16 protein-coding genes are annotated in these 18,600 nt (G+C 54.1%); 4 read left to right on the top strand and 12 right to left on the bottom strand.

The window, feature by feature from the left end; translation table 11 throughout:
- Positions 1-10 precede the first annotated feature (10 nt).
- Complete coding sequence (locus tag DOQ08_RS08040; protein WP_114334389.1) at positions 11-1,117, bottom strand: ferredoxin reductase; 1,107 nt, start codon at positions 1,115-1,117, stop codon at positions 11-13.
- A 198-nt stretch (positions 1,118-1,315) separates the two neighbouring features.
- Between DOQ08_RS08040 and DOQ08_RS08035 the strand changes: the two genes are divergently transcribed.
- Positions 1,316-1,939: a TetR family transcriptional regulator gene (locus DOQ08_RS08035; protein WP_114334388.1), complete on the top strand. Its 624-nt coding sequence runs from the start codon at positions 1,316-1,318 to the stop codon at positions 1,937-1,939.
- A 3-nt stretch (positions 1,940-1,942) separates the two neighbouring features.
- On the opposite strand, the gene DOQ08_RS08030 is transcribed toward DOQ08_RS08035, so the two are convergent.
- The 5 genes from DOQ08_RS08030 to tmpT all read right to left on the bottom strand — a co-directional run bounded on the left by DOQ08_RS08030 (position 1,943) and on the right by tmpT (position 9,146).
- Positions 1,943-3,376, bottom strand: coding sequence for a WS/DGAT/MGAT family O-acyltransferase (locus DOQ08_RS08030; RefSeq protein WP_114334387.1), 1,434 nt, complete (start codon positions 3,374-3,376; stop codon positions 1,943-1,945).
- A 143-nt stretch (positions 3,377-3,519) separates the two neighbouring features.
- A complete protein-coding gene (locus DOQ08_RS08025) occupies positions 3,520-5,076 on the bottom strand; it encodes a SpoVR family protein (protein WP_114334386.1) in 1,557 nt (518 codons plus the stop codon).
- On the bottom strand, positions 5,073-6,362 hold the full coding sequence (locus DOQ08_RS08020; RefSeq protein WP_206074813.1) for a YeaH/YhbH family protein: 1,290 nt from the start codon (positions 6,360-6,362) through the stop codon (positions 5,073-5,075). Before DOQ08_RS08020 ends, DOQ08_RS08025 begins: the two co-directional genes overlap by 4 nt.
- A gap of 26 nt (positions 6,363-6,388) precedes the next feature.
- Positions 6,389-8,311, bottom strand: a complete 1,923-nt coding sequence (locus tag DOQ08_RS08015) for a PrkA family serine protein kinase (protein ID WP_114334384.1) — start codon at positions 8,309-8,311, stop codon at positions 6,389-6,391.
- A 175-nt stretch (positions 8,312-8,486) separates the two neighbouring features.
- A complete protein-coding gene (gene tmpT, locus DOQ08_RS08010) occupies positions 8,487-9,146 on the bottom strand; it encodes a thiopurine S-methyltransferase (protein WP_114334383.1) in 660 nt (219 codons plus the stop codon).
- A gap of 73 nt (positions 9,147-9,219) precedes the next feature.
- Here tmpT and DOQ08_RS08005 point away from each other — a divergent pair, with 73 nt between their 5' ends.
- Together DOQ08_RS08005 and DOQ08_RS08000 are read left to right on the top strand one after the other, a co-directional pair.
- A complete protein-coding gene (locus tag DOQ08_RS08005; RefSeq protein WP_114334382.1) occupies positions 9,220-10,152 on the top strand; it encodes a D-2-hydroxyacid dehydrogenase in 933 nt (310 codons plus the stop codon).
- Positions 10,153-10,226: 74 nt separating this feature from the next.
- Positions 10,227-11,537, top strand: coding sequence for a YihY/virulence factor BrkB family protein (locus DOQ08_RS08000; RefSeq protein ID WP_114334381.1), 1,311 nt, complete (start codon positions 10,227-10,229; stop codon positions 11,535-11,537).
- Positions 11,538-11,564: 27 nt separating this feature from the next.
- Here DOQ08_RS08000 and DOQ08_RS07995 read toward each other — a convergent pair whose 3' ends face one another.
- The 4 genes from DOQ08_RS07995 to DOQ08_RS07980 all read right to left on the bottom strand — a co-directional run bounded on the left by DOQ08_RS07995 (position 11,565) and on the right by DOQ08_RS07980 (position 16,154).
- Entirely contained in the window at positions 11,565-12,602 is a 1,038-nt protein-coding gene (locus DOQ08_RS07995) for an HDOD domain-containing protein (protein WP_114334380.1), read from the bottom strand.
- A gap of 85 nt (positions 12,603-12,687) precedes the next feature.
- The gene (locus DOQ08_RS07990) at positions 12,688-13,917 is read right to left on the bottom strand and encodes a hypothetical protein (protein WP_114334379.1); all 1,230 of its coding nucleotides are present in this window, start codon (positions 13,915-13,917) and stop codon (positions 12,688-12,690) included.
- Positions 13,918-14,054: 137 nt separating this feature from the next.
- Positions 14,055-14,789 (bottom strand): 16S rRNA (uracil(1498)-N(3))-methyltransferase, encoded by a 735-nt coding sequence (locus tag DOQ08_RS07985; protein ID WP_114334378.1) that lies wholly within the window; start codon positions 14,787-14,789, stop codon positions 14,055-14,057.
- A 15-nt stretch (positions 14,790-14,804) separates the two neighbouring features.
- Positions 14,805-16,154 carry an adenosylmethionine--8-amino-7-oxononanoate transaminase gene (locus DOQ08_RS07980; RefSeq protein ID WP_114334377.1) on the bottom strand — a complete coding sequence of 450 codons (1,350 nt, stop codon included), beginning with the start codon at positions 16,152-16,154 and terminating at the stop codon, positions 14,805-14,807.
- Between the two features lie 250 nt (positions 16,155-16,404).
- Here DOQ08_RS07980 and DOQ08_RS07975 point away from each other — a divergent pair, with 250 nt between their 5' ends.
- Positions 16,405-16,893: a DUF2505 domain-containing protein gene (locus DOQ08_RS07975; protein ID WP_114334376.1), complete on the top strand. Its 489-nt coding sequence runs from the start codon at positions 16,405-16,407 to the stop codon at positions 16,891-16,893.
- Positions 16,894-16,975: 82 nt separating this feature from the next.
- Here the strand turns inward: DOQ08_RS07975 and DOQ08_RS07970 are convergent, their stop codons facing one another.
- Positions 16,976-17,746 carry a putative 4-mercaptohistidine N1-methyltransferase gene (locus tag DOQ08_RS07970; protein WP_227537547.1) on the bottom strand — a complete coding sequence of 257 codons (771 nt, stop codon included), beginning with the start codon at positions 17,744-17,746 and terminating at the stop codon, positions 16,976-16,978.
- Between the two features lie 94 nt (positions 17,747-17,840).
- Positions 17,841-18,587 (bottom strand): amino acid ABC transporter ATP-binding protein, encoded by a 747-nt coding sequence (locus tag DOQ08_RS07965; protein ID WP_114334374.1) that lies wholly within the window; start codon positions 18,585-18,587, stop codon positions 17,841-17,843.
- Between the last annotated feature and the right edge of the window lie 13 nt (positions 18,588-18,600).

Here is an 18,600-nt window from a genome sequence, read left to right as displayed (position 1 = left end):
GTAAAAAGAGTTATGCTTCCAGAGCCACCGGGCCCTGGGGGACGGAAATGCATAATTGAACGCTCTCGGCACCGGAGCCGGAGGTCTTGCCCGTCAGCCGATTCACCACCGTGCCGCTGGTTTTCGTGCAGGTGCATTGGTGGCATATACCCATGCGGCAGCCATGCCGGGGCGTCAGGCCTGCGGCTTCGGCTATCTCCAGTAAATTGGCGTCGCCTTTAGAGTCCACGGACAGATTGCTTTTGCTGAACGTCACTTCACCGCCGATGTCGGTAGAAGCAAGCTGAGCCGGAGCCGGTGGCGCGAAGAAGGTGCTGTGTTGTCGGTCATTGGAAACGCCGCGCTGGCTAAGCTGATCCGTGGCTAACTCCATCAGACCTTTGGGCCCGCACAGAAAGATCTCACGGTCTGCCAGGCCTGGGATCAAATCCAGATCCTGCCCCGTCAGATAGCGAGGCTCTGAACCCTCGTGGGTGGTGATGATGTTCAGGGCGAAAGACGGGTAGCGATTACGCAACGCGATCAGCCTTTCCTCACCGATCACATCGCTTTGAGTGCGCACGTAATAGAGCAGCGTGACGGCCCCTGGATAATCTTCCAGAGCCATGGTTTCAAGATGGCTAAGGATCGGAGTAATGCCGCTGCCGCCTGCAATGAACAGAACGGATCTCTTCTCCTCCGGAATCAGAAAATCGCCAAAAGCTTCCGACAGCCCGATTACGTCACCCGTTTTCAGCTCGTCGTGAAGCCAATTCGTGACTAGCCCGCCGGGTAAACGCTTGATGGTCAGGGTTATCAGCCCCTGATTTCTCCAGAGGGCCGGTGAGCTGGACAGGCTGAAGGTTCGGGTCCGTCGAACACCGTTGATGTCGATGCCTACGTTCAGGTGTTGGCCAGCTTTGAAACCACCCCAACGATGAGCCGGTTTCAACACAAAGGTCTTGGTGTCTGCGGTTTCTTCGGTGATTCGCTCTACCCGGGCCGGTGTGTATTGTTGCGCCCACATGGGGTTGATGGCGGTGGTCAAAGGATCAAAAAATGCGCCGGGGTCTTCGCGGTTCAGTAATTGCCGGCCTAGCCAGTGTATCGCTTTGGACGGGGTGATTTTTGCCAGCATGGTATGTCTCCAGGTGCATAGGCTAAAGCTGAGAAGTCTTGTGTACAGTTGTTCACTTAATGTGTACGACTGTACACAAGCGCCTGACCCTGAGCAATGGTTTGTGTTGAAAGCTGGCTCAAAATGACAAGTCGGGAAGGTTTTTAATCGAGCGAATGTGTACACTTGTGAACCTGATATTGTTGTACGGACAGAACCATGGCAGATGTACAAAGGCGGCGACCGGGAGAAACTCGCGAAAAGCTGATGACGGCGGCACTGACGCTGGTGGGTAAAGGGCGACACTTCGCCAGCATCGGTATTCGGGAAGTGACGCGGCAGGCAGGTGTGGTGCCCACATCCTTTTATAGACACTTTCGAAGTGTTGATGATTTGGGGTTGCAGCTGGTCGATGAGCTGGGGTTGGTGTTGCGCAGGATGATGCGTGAAGCTCGGGAAAACGTGCTGCAAGCCGACAAACTGATTGAAGAATCGGTGGGTATATTTGTGGCCCACGCCTTGGCCAATCGCAACTTTTTCATGTTTATGGCGCAAGGACTGGCGGGGGAAAGCCGTGCCGTTCAGGAAGGGATTCGCAGCGAAATGCGGTTTTTTGCCAGTGAGTTGGCCAACGATTTGCGCCGGCTCAAATTACTGCCACATCTGAGTGATTCGGACTTGGATATGACGTGTGAGCTGGTGGTTCGGACAGTCGCCTTCAGCTTGACTGATATTCTCAGTATTTCACCGGAAGACGACTACCAGATCGAGCTGGTGCGCAAGCGCACCACCCGATTTTTGCAGCTTATCCTTATCGGGGCTGGCCACTGGGAGAGTAGCTAGACCTTACTGCTTCTTTTTGCGAGCCTGAGCTTTCTTTGGCTTTGGCGGCAGAATCAGAGCTTCCAGTTCATCCAAAGCTTCGCCAGTGAACACCGCGATTTTCTGCATGCTGGGAAGGGTGTCCCGGCAACCGGTGTAGCCAAAGTTGAGCGTGCCCGCATAGCTTAGGCAGGTAATGTTCAGCGCACCACCGTGAGCAATCAGCGAAACGGGATAGGTCGCCTCCAGTTTTGCTCCTTCAAAGTACAAGGTTTCTTGTGGCCCCGGTACGTTGGAAATGGTCACGTTGAATACCGGACGCATGCGCCCGCCCAATCCCGACATCAGCTGCAGAATGTAAGGCGACATGAGCAGCATGGTGTATTGCGTAAGTGCCTTTTTGGGCAGCTGCTGCAAGTGTTCCTTGGCGCGGCGGCAGGATTCTTTGATTTGCTGAAGGCGATTCAACGGATCGGCTTCGTTGGTTGCCAGCGTAGCAATCATGAAACTGATTTGAGTGCCCGTTCCCTGATCGTCAGCCGGGCGGATGTTGACCGGTATACCGGCCGTCAACGACGTATCAGGAAGGCTGTTCTGTTCGAGCAGGAAACGGCGTAAAGCGGTTCCACACAAATACAAAACAATGTCGTTCAGCGAACCGCCGGAGGCGTGAGCCAATGCTTTAATACGGTCCACTGGATAATGCTGGGTAGCGAGCCGGCGCTGGCCTTTTACCCGGTGGTTCAGAATCGATACCGGCCCGGTAAACGGAGCCGTCAGGCCATCTTCAGGGTGCAAAGCAGACTGGGCCAGGCGGTTACCGGCCTGCCATAACCGAGGTGCCATATCGACTTGGAGCTTCAAGGCTTCCATGGCTTGAGAGAAAGCACCGGGTACGCTGGCCTCCCGGTCACCTTTGTGGGCTCTGCGTTTTTTGGGCTGAACCGCCCAAGGTGGCGGCATGTTCCGAAGGTCCGGATCGGTTGTCAGAACGCGCTGCATCAATCGTACACCGCTGATGCCATCAATCATCGAGTGATGCATTTTGGTATACAGCGCAAACCGATTGTTTTCCAGCCCTTCAATAACATGGCATTCCCAGAGTGGCCGGGCAAAATCCAGAGGGTTTGAGTGAAGGCGCGATACCAGAATACCGAGTTCCCGTTCACCGCCAGGGCGGGGCAGTGCGGAATGCCTGACGTGGTAATCGAGGTCGATGTCTTTATCTTTTTTCCATGAGGGGGCAATCACTCGGCCGAGAAAACCTGACCAAGCCAGTTTGTCTCCCCAGGGTGCAGCCACATCATGAGATTCCTTCATGCGGGTGACCATGTCCCGCAGATAGGTTTCAGATGCCCCTTCGGGTAATGAAAAAATCTGCAGATTGCCCACATGCATGGGGGTGTCTTCAGACTCTACGGCTAACCAAGACGCATCCAGGGTGTTGAGGCGTGCCATTCCTTTGTTCTCTCCGTCAATGTGTTAGTTCTAATTATGAGCGTTAGTATACCGATTAGTAGACGACACCTCGATGAAAAGCGTTCCGGTGATATCGCTCTTTTTTAGTTCTTTAAGCTATAAGCTAAAGGGACGAGGGGCATTCAATCGTCATCGACGGACTCAGGTGGGCAGCGGTGAGTGTTTTGTACCTTGCCGTTGTCCACCGTTTCGAGAAAAACATCGAACCCCCAAAGCCGGTGAACGTGACGAAGAACCTCATCGGTGTGTTTGTCCAAGGGGATATGATCCACAGGTATGTGCCGCAGTGTTAGTGAGCGATCGCCCCGTACATCCACATTCCAAACCTGAATGTTCGGTTCCCGATAGCTCAGATTGTATTGTGCGGCCAGTTTTTCACGCAGTGCCCGGTAGCCGGTTTCATCGTGAATCGCGGTGACCGTGTAGTGGTTTTCGGTGTCGTCGTCTTCAATGGCAAACAATTTGAGATCCCGCATTACCTTAGGTGAAAGGTATTGCAGAATGAAGCTCTCGTCTTTGAAATTCCGCATGGCGAAATGAAGCGTTTCCAGCCAGTCTGTACCTGCGATGTCAGGGAACCACTCGCGGTCCTCGTCGGTGGGGGTTTCGCACATCCGCCGTAAATCTGTGTAGATCGAGAACCCAAGCGTGTAAGGGTTGATGCCTGAATACCATGGGCTGTTGAACGGAGGTTGGTAGACAACCGACGTATGGCTTTGCAGGAACTCCAGCATGAAGCCATCATTCACCAGGCTTTTTTCGTACAAACGGTGCAGCAGCGTGTAGTGCCAAAAGCTGGCCCAGCCTTCGTTCATCACCTGAGTTTGCCGCTGGGGATAAAAGTACTGCGCTAGCTTCCGCACAATACGCACCAGTTCTCGTTGCCAGGTTTCCAGTAAAGGCGCGTTCTTTTCAATGAAGTACAGCAGGTTTTCTTGTGGCTCAGAGGGGAACCGGGGTTTGCGTTTAACCGGGTCGTCTTCTTCCGGTTTCGGAATGGTGCGCCATAGGTCGTTGATCCGCCGTTGTTGGTATTCCTCTCGTTCGGTTTGCCTGAGAATTTCTTCCTCGGCCGAGATAGGAGACGGGCGTTTGTAGCGGTCTACGCCATAATTCATCAGAGCATGACAGGAGTCGAGAATCTCTTCGACGGCATCAATGCCATAGCGCTCTTCGCACTCAGACACATAGTTTCGGGCGAACACCAGGTAGTCGATGATGGCGTTGGCGTCTGTCCAGGTCCTGAACAGATAATTGCCTTTGAAAAAGGAGTTGTGGCCATAGCTGGCGTGAGCAACAACCAGTGCCTGCATGGGCAGGGTGTTCTCTTCCATCAGGTAAGCGATGCAAGGGTTGGAGTTGATCACAATCTCGTAGGCCAGTCCCATTTGGCCTCTTTGGTACCCTTTGGACGTTTGCAGAAACTGCTTGCCGAACGACCAATGGTTGTAGCCTACCGGCATGCCCACCGAGCTGTAGGCATCCATCATTTGTTCTGCGGTGATCACCTCTATTTGGTTGGGGTAGGTGTCCAGCCCAAACTCGGCGGCACATTCTGCGATGGCTTCATCGTATTTTTGGATCAGTTCAAAAGTCCATTCCGAACTGGTCGAAATGGGTTTGCCGGCCCGTGGCTCAGGGCCGTCCAGATCGTTGGGGCGATCCATTGATTCATTCATGCAGCTTTCCTCTCGAACAGCTTCCGGAAAACCGGGTATATGTCCGCTGGGTCAGCAATCTGTTGCATGGCAAAGCTTTGCGGGTGCTCCGCCATCAGTTTTTCGTATTCATACCAGAGGGTCTGATGATCCAGCGGTGTGATCTCGATGTACGAGTAGTATTGCACTTGCGGCAAAATGCCTTCTGCTAACAGTTTGCCGCAGGTGGGTGAGTCATCGTTCCAGTTGTCGCCGTCAGAGGCCTGCGCGGCGTAGATGTTCCATTCCGCAGGCGAGTATCTGTCTTCGATAATTTTCCGCATCAGCTTCAGCGCGCTTGAAACAATGGTGCCGCCGGTTTCGCGAGAGTAGAAAAATTCTTCCTCGGTGACTTCTTTCGCACTGGTGTGATGGCGAATAAACACGACATCGATTTTCTTGTAGTTCTTTTTCAAAAACATGTAGAGAAGAATGAAAAAGCGCTTGGCGATGTCTTTGTGCATCTGGGTCATCGAGCCGGAGACATCCATCAGGCAGAACATCACCGCACTGGTCGCAGGCTTCGGCTGTTTTTGGTGCTGCCGGTAGCGCAGGTCGATTTCATCGATGAACGGGATACGTTTTACGTTGGCTTTGAGTTCCGCAATTTCTTCCATCAGTGCTTTGATTTGGTCCTCGTGACTGAAGGCTGGGTCCAAATCATCCGGCGCTGTTTTCAGGGCCTCTAACTGCGCTTCCAGATCGCGGATCTTTTTCTTTCGAGCGCCACTCAAGCCCAGTCGTCGGGCGTGAGCTCCGCGCAGTGAACGAACGACATCAAGTTTTGCCGGCACGCCCTGGCTGGTGAAGCCCGCCCGCACGAAACTGAAGGATTCAGTATCTTTAAGTTTCTTGCGGGCAAGGTTTGGCAATTCCAGGTCGTCGAACAGGAATTCCAGAAACTCTTCCTGAGTGATCTGGAACACGAATTCGTCCATGCCTTCGCCATCGGGGCTGGCTTGTCCTTGGCCCTGGCCTCGACCAGCGCCGCCTTCGGGTTTGGCGATGGTGTCACCGGCGACCCATTCTTGGTTGCCGGGGTGCACCGCGTCACGGCGTCCACCTGCGCCATGTCGGAAGGTTGGCTCCTGTATATCTTTTGAAGGGATGCTGACCTTTTCGCCCCGCTCTACATCGGTGATGGAACGGCGCTGAACAGCTTCCGAAACCGCCTTCTTTATGTGGTGTCGGTAGCGGCGCAGGAACCGTTCCCGGTTCACCGCGCTCTTGTTTTTACCGTTGAGGCGCCGGTCGACTATGTGGGTCATGCCCATATTACTGCTCCCGCTGGTCGTTAATGGGACTTACGTACACGCAGATACCACTCGGCAAGCAAGCGGACCTGTTTCTCGGTGTAACCCCGATCGACCATGCGTTCGACAAATTGTTTGTGCTTGTTCTGATCCTCCTGACTGGCTTTCGGATTGAACGAGATAACCGGTAGCAAGTCTTCGGTGTTCGAGAACATTTTCTTCTCGATCACGCTGCGCAGCTTTTCATAGCTGAGCCAGGACGGGTTCTCCCCATGATTGTTGGCACGGGCCCGCAGCACGAAATTGACCACTTCGTTGCGGAAATCTTTCGGATTGCTGATGCCTGCCGGTTTTTCGATTTTCTCCAGTTCGTCGTTGATGGAAGAGCGATCCAGAATGTCGCCGGTTTCCGGGTCGCGGAATTCCTGATCCTGAATCCACAGGTCGGCGTAGGTGACGTAGCGGTCGAACAGGTTCTGGCCGTACTCGCTGTAGCTCTCCAGATACGCCGTCTGGATTTCCTTGCCGATGAACTGGACATAATGCGGTGCCAGATACTCTTTGATGAAGCGCAGGTATTTTTCCTGGGTATCCGCCGCGTACTGTTCCTGCTCGATCTGTTTTTCCAGCACATACAGCAGGTGAACCGGGTTGGCCGCGATTTCCGTGGTGTCGAAGTTGAAGACTTTCGACAAAATCTTGAAGGCGAAACGGGTGGACAAGCCATCCATGCCTTCCATAACCCCAGCCGCATCCCGATATTCCTGAATGGATTTGGCTTTCGGGTCGGTGTCTTTGATGTTCTGGCCGTCGTACACCTTCATTTTGGAGAAAATACTCGAATTTTCCGGGTCTTTGATCCGGGACAGCACCGAGAACTGAGCCAGCATATCCAAGGTGTCCGGAGCGCAGGGCGCACCAGCCAGAGAACTGTTCTTGAGCAATTTACGGTAGATCTCGATCTCTTCGGTCACCCGCACGCAGTACGGCACTTTGACGATATACACCCGATCGAGAAAGGCTTCGTTGTGTTTGTTATTGCGGAAGGTTTGCCACTCGGATTCGTTAGAGTGGGCCAGTATCACCCCGTCAAAGGGCACCGATCCCATGCCTTCGGTGGTGTTGTAGTTGCCTTCCTGAGTGGCCGTTAGTAGTGGGTGCAGCACTTTGATCGGAGCTTTAAACATCTCCACGAACTCCAGCAAACCCTGGTTGGCTTTGCAGAGGCCACCGCTGAAGCTGTAGGCATCCGGATCATCTTGCGAGAAATCCTCGAGCATGCGGATGTTGACCTTGCCAACCAGCGCGGAAATGTCCTGGTTGTTGTCGTCGCCCGGTTCGGTTTTCGAGACGGCAATCTGGTCGAGAATCGAAGGGTAGCGTTTCACAACCCGGAACTGGCTGATGTCGCCGCCATACTCGTGCAAACGTTTAACCGCCCATGGCGACATGATGCTTTTCAGGTAGCGGCCCGGGATGCCGTATTCTTCTTCCAGAATCGGACCATCTTCGTCGGGGTTAAAAAGACCCAGCGGGCTTTCGTTTACCGGTGAATCTTTGATGGCGTAGAAAGGCACTTTTTGCATCAGTGCTTTCAGTTTTTCGGCGAGGGACGATTTGCCGCCACCGACCGGGCCCAGCAGGTAGAGAATCTGTTTCTTCTCTTCCAGCCCTTGGGCGGCATGGCGGAAAAACGACACGATGTTTTCCACGGCTTCTTCCATGCCATAGAACTCGTCGAATTCCGGATAACGCTTGATGACTTTATTGGAAAAAATACGTGAGAGGCGAGGGTCTCGGGAGGTGTCAATCAGTTCCGGCTCGCCGATGGCAATTAACATACGCTCCGCGGCGGAGGCGTAGGCGGTTGGATCGTTTTTGCAGATCTCCAGGTATTCCTCAAGAGAGAATTCTTCTTCCTGAGTTTGTGCATACCGGTCTTTGAAATGCTGCAGAATGCTCATAGATACCCTCGCTTACATTCGCTTGTTATAGACAGTTCTAACTCACGCAGTGTCTCCGTAGCGCCCCGGCTGTTGACGTTCCGGGGCCGTGTGAATGGTTGAATGGTTTGTTTAATTTGAGCTTAGTTCAGACTCGTGAGGTTGGACAGGTCGAGTGCTGAATGGGTTCATTAAATTATGTTTTGGTGAGCTTGAACACGCTTTCCGTGGCGCCTTTGCTTAGTCCTTTTCGCTTGGCGAACGGGCTGTCGTGAGCCATGTCTTGCTTGTGTATGCGGGTGATCGAGTAGTCTTCGGAAAAGAGCTGATGCACTTCATCATCGCTGACGCTGAAGGGAGGCCCCTTCATTTCGTTGTTGTCGTAATCGAGGGTGATCAACAAAATAGTGGTGTTATCGGGAGTGACGGCTGTCAGGTGGTTCACATAATCTTTGCGCATTTCCGGTGGTAGCGCTATCAGGGCGGCTCTGTCGTAAACTAGGCGGATGTGCTTGAGGTCTTGCGGTACCAGCTGAAAAAAATCGCCGCACCAAAGTTGCAGGTTACCGTGGGTGAATGTGGTGAACGGCTCGCCGGGGCTAACCATCGCTTTTTCGCCGGCTTCTTCGAAGAAGTCCTTGCAAGCTACGTCGCTGAGCTCTACACCAATGATAGGATGGCCGCGGTCGTGTAGCCACCACATATCGTGGGCTTTGCCGCACAGCGGTACAAACACCGCATCGGTCCCTGAGCCGGCCAGTTCTGGCCAGTGATCGTGCAGGTACTGGTTGACGGTGCCTTCGTGAAAGCCAATTTGTTCTTTGGCCCAGCGTTCGTGCCAGAATTCGTGCTCCATGGTGCGCCTCCGGGATTGATCAGTTTGTTTCAGTCTAGCTTAATCTGTTCATCGCTTGAGACAGGAGAAAAGTATGAAAGCCGTTTTTCTGGACGCCAAAACCCTTGGCGATGATGTGGACTTGTCCTCCATTGACAGGGTAACGGGCGGATTAACTTGTCACGAGCGTACCGCGCCGGACCAGGTCTTGGAGCGCATTCGTGGGTTCGACACCGTGCTGGTGAACAAGGTCGTGTTGGGGCGGGAGCACTTTGAAGCCTGCCCGGAACTGAACACCATCGCGGTGGTGGCAACCGGTTTGAACAATATTGATCTTGAGGCTGCAAAAGCGCACGACATTGCCGTTCTCAACGTGACCAACTACGGCCGTTCCACCGTCGCGCAACATACGATGGCGTTGATTTTGGCATTGGCTACGCGTTTGCTGGATTACAACCGGGATGCCCGAAACGGCACCTGGGCGCGCAGCGACATGTTCTGTCTGATGGACCATCCAATCATGGAACTGGAGGGCAAAACCCTCGGTATTCTGGGCTATGGCGATTTGGGGCAGGGTGTCGCTGAGCGAGCGAAAGCGTTTGGAATGAACGTGCTGCTGGGGTGCCGTCCGGGCCAGGAAACCGGCAGTGTGGATGGTTATCCGCGCATTCCGCTGGATGAGCTGTTGGCGCAGGCGGATGTGTTATCGCTGCACTGTTTGCTGACGGACGAAACTCGCAACTTGATTGGCGAGAGAGAGCTGGGGCTGATGAAGCCGACAGCGTTGCTGATAAACACCAGCCGGGGAGGTTTGGTTGATGAACGTGCGTTGGCAAATGCGTTGAGGCAGGGGCAAATTGCCGGGGCAGGGTTCGATGTATTAACCGAAGAGCCTCCGCGCAACGGTAACCCGCTGCTGGCTGAGGATATTCCGAATCTGATCGTGACACCTCACTCCGCCTGGGCCAGTCGAGAGGCCCGGCAGCGGATTGTGGGCATTACCGCGAAAAATCTGAAAGCGGTTTAAAATGAGGAACAGCGGGTTGTTTACGGCCATCTGCCTGATAAGCTGTAGAAAAGACAAACAAAGTAGGACTCTACGTGGCGTCTACCCAATTTAAAGAGCGGCTTCAGGCCGCTGAAGACTGGATTCTTTCTAACCCTAATCCGCCTCAATCCTGGCCGTGGACATGGCTGTATAAGTCTGGCCGGTCTTTGTATGCATTGGTTCGGGATGTCATCAGCGGTCAGCTCACTCTCCATTCCATGAGTCTGGTTTACACAACGCTTCTGAGTATCGTGCCGTTGCTGGCACTCAGTTTCTCGGTGCTCAAAGCGTTGGGCGTGCATCAGCGCATGGAGCCGTTTCTGTACCAGTTCTTCCAGCCGATGGGGCCGCAGGGTATCGAAATTGCTGAGCAGATCCTCGGGTTCGTCGACAACATTAAGGTTGGGGTGTTGGGGTCGGTGGGGCTGGCGATGCTGGTTTATACCGTGATCTCGCTGGTCCAGAAAATCGAACGCTCCTTCAACATGATCTGGCGCGTTCCCGATATGCGCTCCATGGCACAGCGATTCAGCAACTATCTCAGTGTGATCATGATTGGTCCGCTGTTGATGGTTTCTGCGGTTGGTGCAACCGCCACTTTGCTGTCTTCGAGCTTGGCCCAGCAGTTGATGGCTATAGAGCCCTTTGGTTCGCTGATTGTTCTCGCCAGTCGTTTAACACCGTTCTTCTTGGTGGTAGCCGCGTTCACGTTTGTCTACATCTTCATTCCCAACACACGGGTTAAGTTCCGCTATGCCTTCATGGCGGGTCTGCTCGCGGGTATTTTATGGCAGGCAGGGGGAATGCTGTTTGCCTCGTTCGTAGCGGGATCGGCGAAGTACGCTGCCATCTATTCGGGCTTTGCGGTCGGGATCATTCTGCTGATTTGGATCTATCTGAACTGGATGATTTTGCTGCTGGGAGCCAGTTTGGCCTACTACATGCAGAACCCGGGATCGGTGGCGAAGAAGCGCAATGTGCAAATGGCGCCAGAGTTGCAGGAGCGCGTGGGCTTGGCGTTGATGTGGATGGTGGCGAAGCCATTCAGCCGCGGAGAACCGGCACCGCAGCAAGAGTCGTTGGAGCACGAATTACGAGTGCCGGGTGAGGTCACGCGTCGCATCAGCGACAAATTGATCCGGGCGGGTATTCTGAGTCTAGCCGGGCGCAACGGCGATCAACTGGTGCCGGGACGCGCGCTCGACCTGATTACGGTTGACTCAGTGTTGCAGGTGATCCGTCGTGATGAAGACCGGGTGGTTGATCGGCTACCCGGGAATGCCTTGCCGGCCCAGCTAATTGAATTGTCCCGTGGCCGTGATGATGTCAGCTTTGCTGAATTGCTCGGTGAGAAAAAACAATAGCGAGCCGCTTTGACGGCTCCGCTAAGTTTACTGGTCGGTTTTGCCATCTTTGAGCATGGTCAGAACGGCCGCTCGGACTTGATCAAGCTGTTGAGGTGAGATGTGCACAAGCTTCAGCAGATCCTCTTCGGCCAGGTTGCGCTGCCGGGCATGGCGCAAAACTTCCCGGGTACCCACCAACAGTCCATCCAGCAGCGGCCAGTTTTCCTGTTTTGGAGCCGGCCGTTCGGCCGATAGTAGCCACGCGTGGTATTTCGGCGGCAACGCCCAAATATTGGCCAGTAACTGGCACGTGGCCCATTGGTGTTGTGCTAAAGCTAGCCTGAACAATGCGGGCTCCGGCTCATTTTCAATATTTTGAGCTCTGCAGATGGCGGCGACTTCCCGGCGTATGGTGATGTAGGCCAGAGAGGGCAGCAATCCCACCATAAAGTGAGCGCTTGTATCGTCGTTGTGAATTCTTGCAATCATCTCGGCGGACCGGGCGCAGGTCAGTCCCCAGCGCCATGCTCTTTGCGCGAAGAGCGCTTCCGAACTGTTTCTGGCGGCCATCATCGGGCGCATGACCGCCGCTGTAATCACGTTTCGGATACCGTTGAGCCCGAGAACAAAAACCGCTTGGTCAACCGATTCGATCAGATAATCTCCCGGCTTGAACTGCGGGCTGTTGGCTACCTGAAGCAGCTGGTCGGTCAGGGACGGGTCACTCAGGATGATGTCGGTGACGTGCTTTCGATCTGTGGTTTCCGCAGACAGTGCTCGCATGAGCATTGGTAAGGTGCCGGGTTTGCGCGGCAGCTCTTCCAGGGCGTTGGTTTGCAACCGGCGTTCTAACTCGGCCAGCACCTTGTCAGCGCTGGATGCGGTCTTTTTAAGTTGGGCCGGTTGAACGTCCAGTAGCCAGCAAAACAGATGCGCTTCCAGGCGAGGGGGAGCTTTGGCTGAAGAGTCTTCGCTGGCGGATGGCTCACTGGCCGGATGGTTGAACAAGCGGGTTTCTTGCATAGTTTGCACGGGCGGTTTTTTCGCAAACAAGCCTGAAACCCAAGAGATAAATCCCGGCATCCATTGCCTCCGAACGGGTATGTCTTGAGTGATTTGTCCTGTGAGTATAGATATGTGCAGCTTCTCTGCACAGTATTCCTTAGTTTTACAGGAGGGCGTCGCCGAAAATAAAGATCAGCTGGCCGATACCGGCTGCCATTCCGAGGAACGCGCCAACCAGGATCAATTTGATTTCGTCTTCCTGAAAACAGGGGCGTAGCAGGTCCTGGAACTCTTCTGATGAGAGCGCAACCATCCTTTCCACCATTATGGATTCAACCGCGCGAGCCCGGTCTTTTTCAAACGCCGGGTTGTCGAAGGAGCTGTGCGAGATACTAATGGCTTTTTCACCTACCTGATTCTTCAGTGCTGCAAAACCGGTGGGACCGAAGGCCATTTGAGTGAAAGCTTTGCCCAGGCCGGCGGTCTCGTCGACCAGCGGTTTGATGTGTTTTTTTACCATGTTGCGAGCGCGATCGCCTTTCGGACCTTCCAGTATGCCCTGAATGATGTTGCCTACGGTAAGGATCTCGTGAGTCACAATGTGGCAGAAAGACTGAGCCACCTCCGGCTGACGCTTTAGAAAGAGGCCTTGAACCTTTAGTGGGCCGATTGTGTGTTGTTTTAAGGGGCGGAATATCACGTTCAGGGCGATCCAGTTGGTCGCCCATCCGACCAGCAGGCCAAATACCGGGAGTACCCAGACGGCTGGATAGAGATACCAAACCGCCATTTGGATAAGCCCGAAGAGAAAACCGAAGTACAGACCGGAATTAATAATGAACCGAAATTCAACATCGCCGCATTCCAGAAAAATTCGATTAAGCAGGCGTTTATCTTTGGCCAGACGATCGATCACCATGCCTTTGATATCGAGCAAATCTTCGATGTTATAGGCGATATCCTGAACCAGGTTGTCAACCAGTTGCGGAGTGGCTTTTCTGACCCGTTCGTACACCAGCTTGCGTGCCGACGAGGGCAGATTCTCCCAAAAGGTGGGGTGTTCTCTGAGCATGAGTTCGTCGACGTATTCTTCAACGCGCGGTTCAACGGTGTAGATGATGTGGGCAGCGAGAACGTTCGGATCTATCTGCTCGAAAATTTCCTCAACGGTGCCGATTTTGGAGATGGTGGCATCGACGCTGATGGCCGCCATTTTTCTGGCCTTCGAGGGAATGATGCCCTGCCAGCCGAGCAAGGGCGGCTTGCCGATGAATTCCAAAGGATAGAATGTCATCTTGATGGCCAGCCAATTGGTACCCCATCCGATCATAGCGGCGATTACAGGAATGCTGAGGTACTGCCAGAATTCCGGGGTAGAAAATAAATCTGTCATCCTGAGCTCGCATCGTCAGTTGTTATTGCCAGAAGGGTTTCGGCTGGCTGTTGATAAGCTATGAATGATGTGGAGCACAGCAGGTTCTGTCAATGACTGAGCTGCCGCTAAAATTGCGTGTCACGGTCATGAATCGGTTAACCGCCGATGTCTCCCCACAACCACTGGCAAAGCGCCATGGCGGCAACCGGAGCGGTTTCCGTGCGTAGAACCCGGGGGCCAAGGGCGACCGGCAGAAAGCCGCTATGCTCGGCTTGGGCGATCTCGTCGGCGGTTAGTCCGCCTTCAGGTCCGATCATCAGGGCAACGTTGGCAGGTGTGTCGAGCGTGTTCAAAGATTGCTCTGTGCGGTGGTGAAGCACCAGTCGCAGATCGCAGGATTGGCTGTATTCCAGCCATTCCTCGACCGACATCACCGGTAATATCTCGGGCACCTTTGCTCGGCCACATTGTTCGGCCGCGCTGATTGCAACCTGTTGCCAGTGGCGCAGACGTTTTTCTTCACGGTCGCCTTTCAGTTTCACGTCGCTGCGCTGGGTGCTCAGCGGCACAATGGTGGTGACGCCCATTTCCACCGCTTTCTGAACCGCGTAATCCATGCGGTCACCTTTCGACAAGGTTTGCCCGAGGGTGATATTTAGTGGCGATTCTGTTGCATTGTCCTCACGGCTCAGGACTTCAACCGTGACATTCTTCTTGCTGGCCTGAGTGATGGTTGTGCGGTAATCGCAGCCATCGTTATTGAAGAGCCGCAACTCCTGCCCCGGCTGCATGCGCAGTACCCTGCCAACGTGATTTGCGGCGTTTTCATCGAGTTCACACTGGCTGCCCACGTTCAGAGGGCTGTCGGTGAAAATTCTGGGTATACGCATGGGGGCCGGTGCTCCTTAGCCTTTTACGGCGATGTCAATGCCTTCAGTTGCCACCTGAGCAAGATGACGAATCTGCTCTTCAGTGATGACATAAGGGGGCATGAAATATACCACGTTCCCCAGTGGACGTAGCAGGGCTTCGCGCGTCAGTGAGTGTTGGTACACTTTCAGGCCACGGCGCTCCTGCCAGGGGAACGGGGTCTTGGACGCCTTGTCTTTGACCATCTCGATGGCCAGGGTCATGCCGTGTTGGCGGATGTCGCCGACGTGGGGATGGTCGGCCAAATGCGCGACGGACTCGGCCATGCAACGAGACAGCTGACGATTCTTCTCGATGACGTTGTCGTCCCGGAAAATGTCCAGCGTGGCCAGGGCGACGGCACAGCCGATGGGATTACCGGTGTAACTGTGGCTGTGCAGGAAGGCTTTCAGAGTTTCGTAGTCATCATAGAACGCATCGTAGACGGTATCGGTGGTCAGCACGACCGAGAGCGGCAGGTAGCCTGCCGTCAGGCCTTTGGACAAACACATGAAGTCAGGCGTGATGCCGGATTGTTCACAGGCAAACATAGTGCCGGTGCGGCCAAAGCCGACGGCGATTTCATCGGCTATCAGGTGCACGCCATAGCGGTCACAGGCCTCACGCAGCTTGGTGTGGTAAATCGGGTGGTGCATGCGCATGCCGCCGGCACACTGGATTAAAGGCTCCACCACAACCGCGCAGATTTCATCGTGTTTTTCGGCCAGCAGTTTTTCCATCGCCTCGAACTGACGCAAGGCGTAGGCTTCATCGGTTTCTCCGGGCTCTGCATTGTAGGCATCCGGGGAAGGTGCCGTGATCACTTCCATCAGCAACGGCTGGTAGGTGTCTTTGTACAAACCAACATCGCCGAGCGCCAAAGCGCCCAGGGTTTCACCGTGGTAGCTGTTGCTCAGGTTCACAAAGTTCTTTTTGCCCGGCTTGCCCAGATTCTTCCAGTAATGAAAGCTCATCTTGAGCGCAGCCTCGATGGCCGATGATCCGTTGTCGGCATAAAAGCACTTATTGAGGCCTTCCGGTGTTACCTCAATCAGTCGCTCTGAAAGATTCACCACGGGTTCATGGGTGAAACCGGCAAGAATGACGTGTTCCAGTTCACTAACCTGCTGCTGAATCGCCGCGTTGATTCTGGGGTTCGAATGGCCGAAAAGGTTGACCCACCAAGAGCTGACCGCGTCGATAAACCGGTTGTTTTCGAAATCTTCCAGCCAAACACCTTCGCCACGTTTGATGGGGACAAGCGGCAGGGTTTCGTGGTCTTTCATTTGGGTGCAGGGGTGCCACACAGATTTGAGGCCGCGGGCGACCAGGTCAGCATTACGCATAGGGCGGGGCTCCAGTAGGGCAGTTGTTTGAAGATCAAAGTTGTTCGCTGTTAACCAGTCCGGATAATACAGTTAACAGCGGCTGCTGACTACCGGGGCACATTGAACGACACGCGCCGAAAAGCCAGCTCGGAAGAATTAAAGTGTGATCCATTCGCTCTGGCCTCCTTGCCAGAGCGCGCCGACCTCAGGGCCAATGCTGAAGATCCTGTGTGTCGCAACAATAGCGTCATCATACGATGGAGGATTTATGGAACTGACACTTGAGCATTCATACGATGCGGGGCTTGATCACGTGATCAGCCACTTTTTTTCAGAAGAACTGATTCTTGCCAAGAACGAGAAAGTGGGAGCTCGCAACGTAAAAGTTGTCGATGTGCAAAAGGACTCCGTCGCCGGAAAGCTGGTTGTCGAACGTGAAATGCAGGCTTCGGCCGAGGTGCCGGGAATACTTGCCAGTTTTCATCGTGAGTGGAACGAAGTCCGTCAGGAAGAGCATTGGGTCAAAAAAGATGACGGCGAGTGGCACTGCGAGTTTCGGGTGAAAGTTGAAGGTGTCCCTGCCAAGATCAAAGGCGTTATGCGTGTTCAGGGCAATGGGGATCGCTGCATTAACTACATCAACATCAACGTGAAGTCTGATGTACCCTTTTTAGGTAAAAAGATTGCGCGCTTCCTGGCGGATGACACCCGTACCAAGATCAATGAGGAGCACGAGGCCATTGTGTCTTTGCTTTGAAGGCGATATTGAGCCTGCCCCCGTTATAGTGGCAGGCTCATCATGTATTGGCGAGCCGGAAGGCCTGGCCCGCAAATATTGCTTACCGCGGCCGTCGTTCCCAAAGGGTCACTTCCGATAAGGTATGTTGGTATTTGTGCTGGGTCTCTCGGATCACAAAGGGCACCTTTTCTGGCGCCTGTATGAGTCGGAAATTCGGGGTCAATAACTCTTTCAGACCGTCTAAGGTGGTGTAATCTTCACCGTCCTTTTTGAATCCCCCGATCCACTCTTCTTTCGGAGTGTGCTCTTCCAGCCAGGTATAAGGCGAGGCAATCAACAGAATGCCGCCGTTGTTTATGCGCTGGTGGATGCTGTTCAAGAAGCGTTTGGGTTTGTACAGCCGGTCAATCAGGTTGGCGGCCAGCACCAGGTCGTATCTCGTAAAACGCTCTTCCAGATTACAGGCATCGCCCTGATGAAAAGATACCTTCGGCGCGGAGGCATCCAGCCCCAAGTCTTTCAACGACCGTGTACGCTCGCTTACCAGCTCACCTTCTTCGGTTAGCGGATAGCGAACTGAACCTTGTTTCGCCATTTCAGAGGCCAGATTAACGAAGTTGGCCGAGAAGTCGATGCCTTCCACTTTGCTAAACTGCCTTGCCAACTCGAAGCTTGCGCGGCCGCAGGCACAGCCTAAATCCAGTGCTTTGCCGGTGGGTTTGTTTTCCATGGCATCGAGTGCACGCTCCGCAAGAGCTTTCGGGAAATTTTCCACGCCATACCAAGTGTCGCCAAAGTGGAATTCTGCGTATTCAGCCAGCAACCGGTTACTTTCGTAGTAGGCGTGGGGCTGAGGGGCTGATAGGGTCATGATTGGAAACAATCCTCTTGAAACAGAAACCCCGACTTCGTGCGTTCTCGCGAATAGCCGAAATCGGGGCATCGGGGTAGGAAAGGGCGGCTCGTTAGTGTGCCAAGACCCGGGACAAGAACGCTTGCGTCCTTTCGTTTTGCGGGTTGTCGAAGACATCGGAAGGTTTGCCTTCTTCGACAATCTGCCCTTCGTGAATGTATATGACCCGGTCTGCCACTTCGCGGGCGAAGCCCATTTCGTGGGTCACCACCATCATGGTCATGCCTTCTTTGGCCAACTCTCGCATGACATCCAGCACTTCGCCGATCATTTCCGGATCCAGCGCCGAGGTGGGCTCGTCGAACAGCATCAGCCTGGGCTCCATGGCCAGCGCCCGGGCAATCGCTACCCGTTGCTGCTGCCCACCCGATAGCTGGCTGGGGTACTTGTCGGCTTGATTGCCAATGCCCACGCGCTCCAGAAGACGCTCGGCTGTGGCGTTGGCCACAACCTGAGAGGTGTTTTTCACCTTCATCGGGGCCAGCATGATGTTCTTTCTCACCGTAAGGTGAGGGAACAGGTTGAACTGCTGGAACACCATGCCTACTTCCTTGCGGATCTCGGCCAGAGTTTTCTGGTTGCCGCCCTTGGGGGCCAAGGCATGGCTATCGACATTCAGGGTGCCGGATTCGTACTCTTCCAGACCGTTTACACAGCGAATCAGGGTGGATTTTCCGGAGCCGCTGGCTCCGATGATGACCACCACCTCGCCTTGTTCAACGGACAGGTCGATATCTTTAAGGACATGCAGTTTGCCAAAATATTTATTCATGCCCTTCATCGTGACTATCTGAGTCATGGTTCGGATTCCT

The sequence above is a fragment of the Marinobacter litoralis genome (genome assembly GCF_003336705.1).
Lineage (GTDB): Bacteria > Pseudomonadota > Gammaproteobacteria > Pseudomonadales > Oleiphilaceae > Marinobacter > Marinobacter litoralis.
The sequence above is the reverse complement of the archived record's forward strand: the minus strand, read 5'-3'. Positions and strand labels throughout refer to the sequence as shown.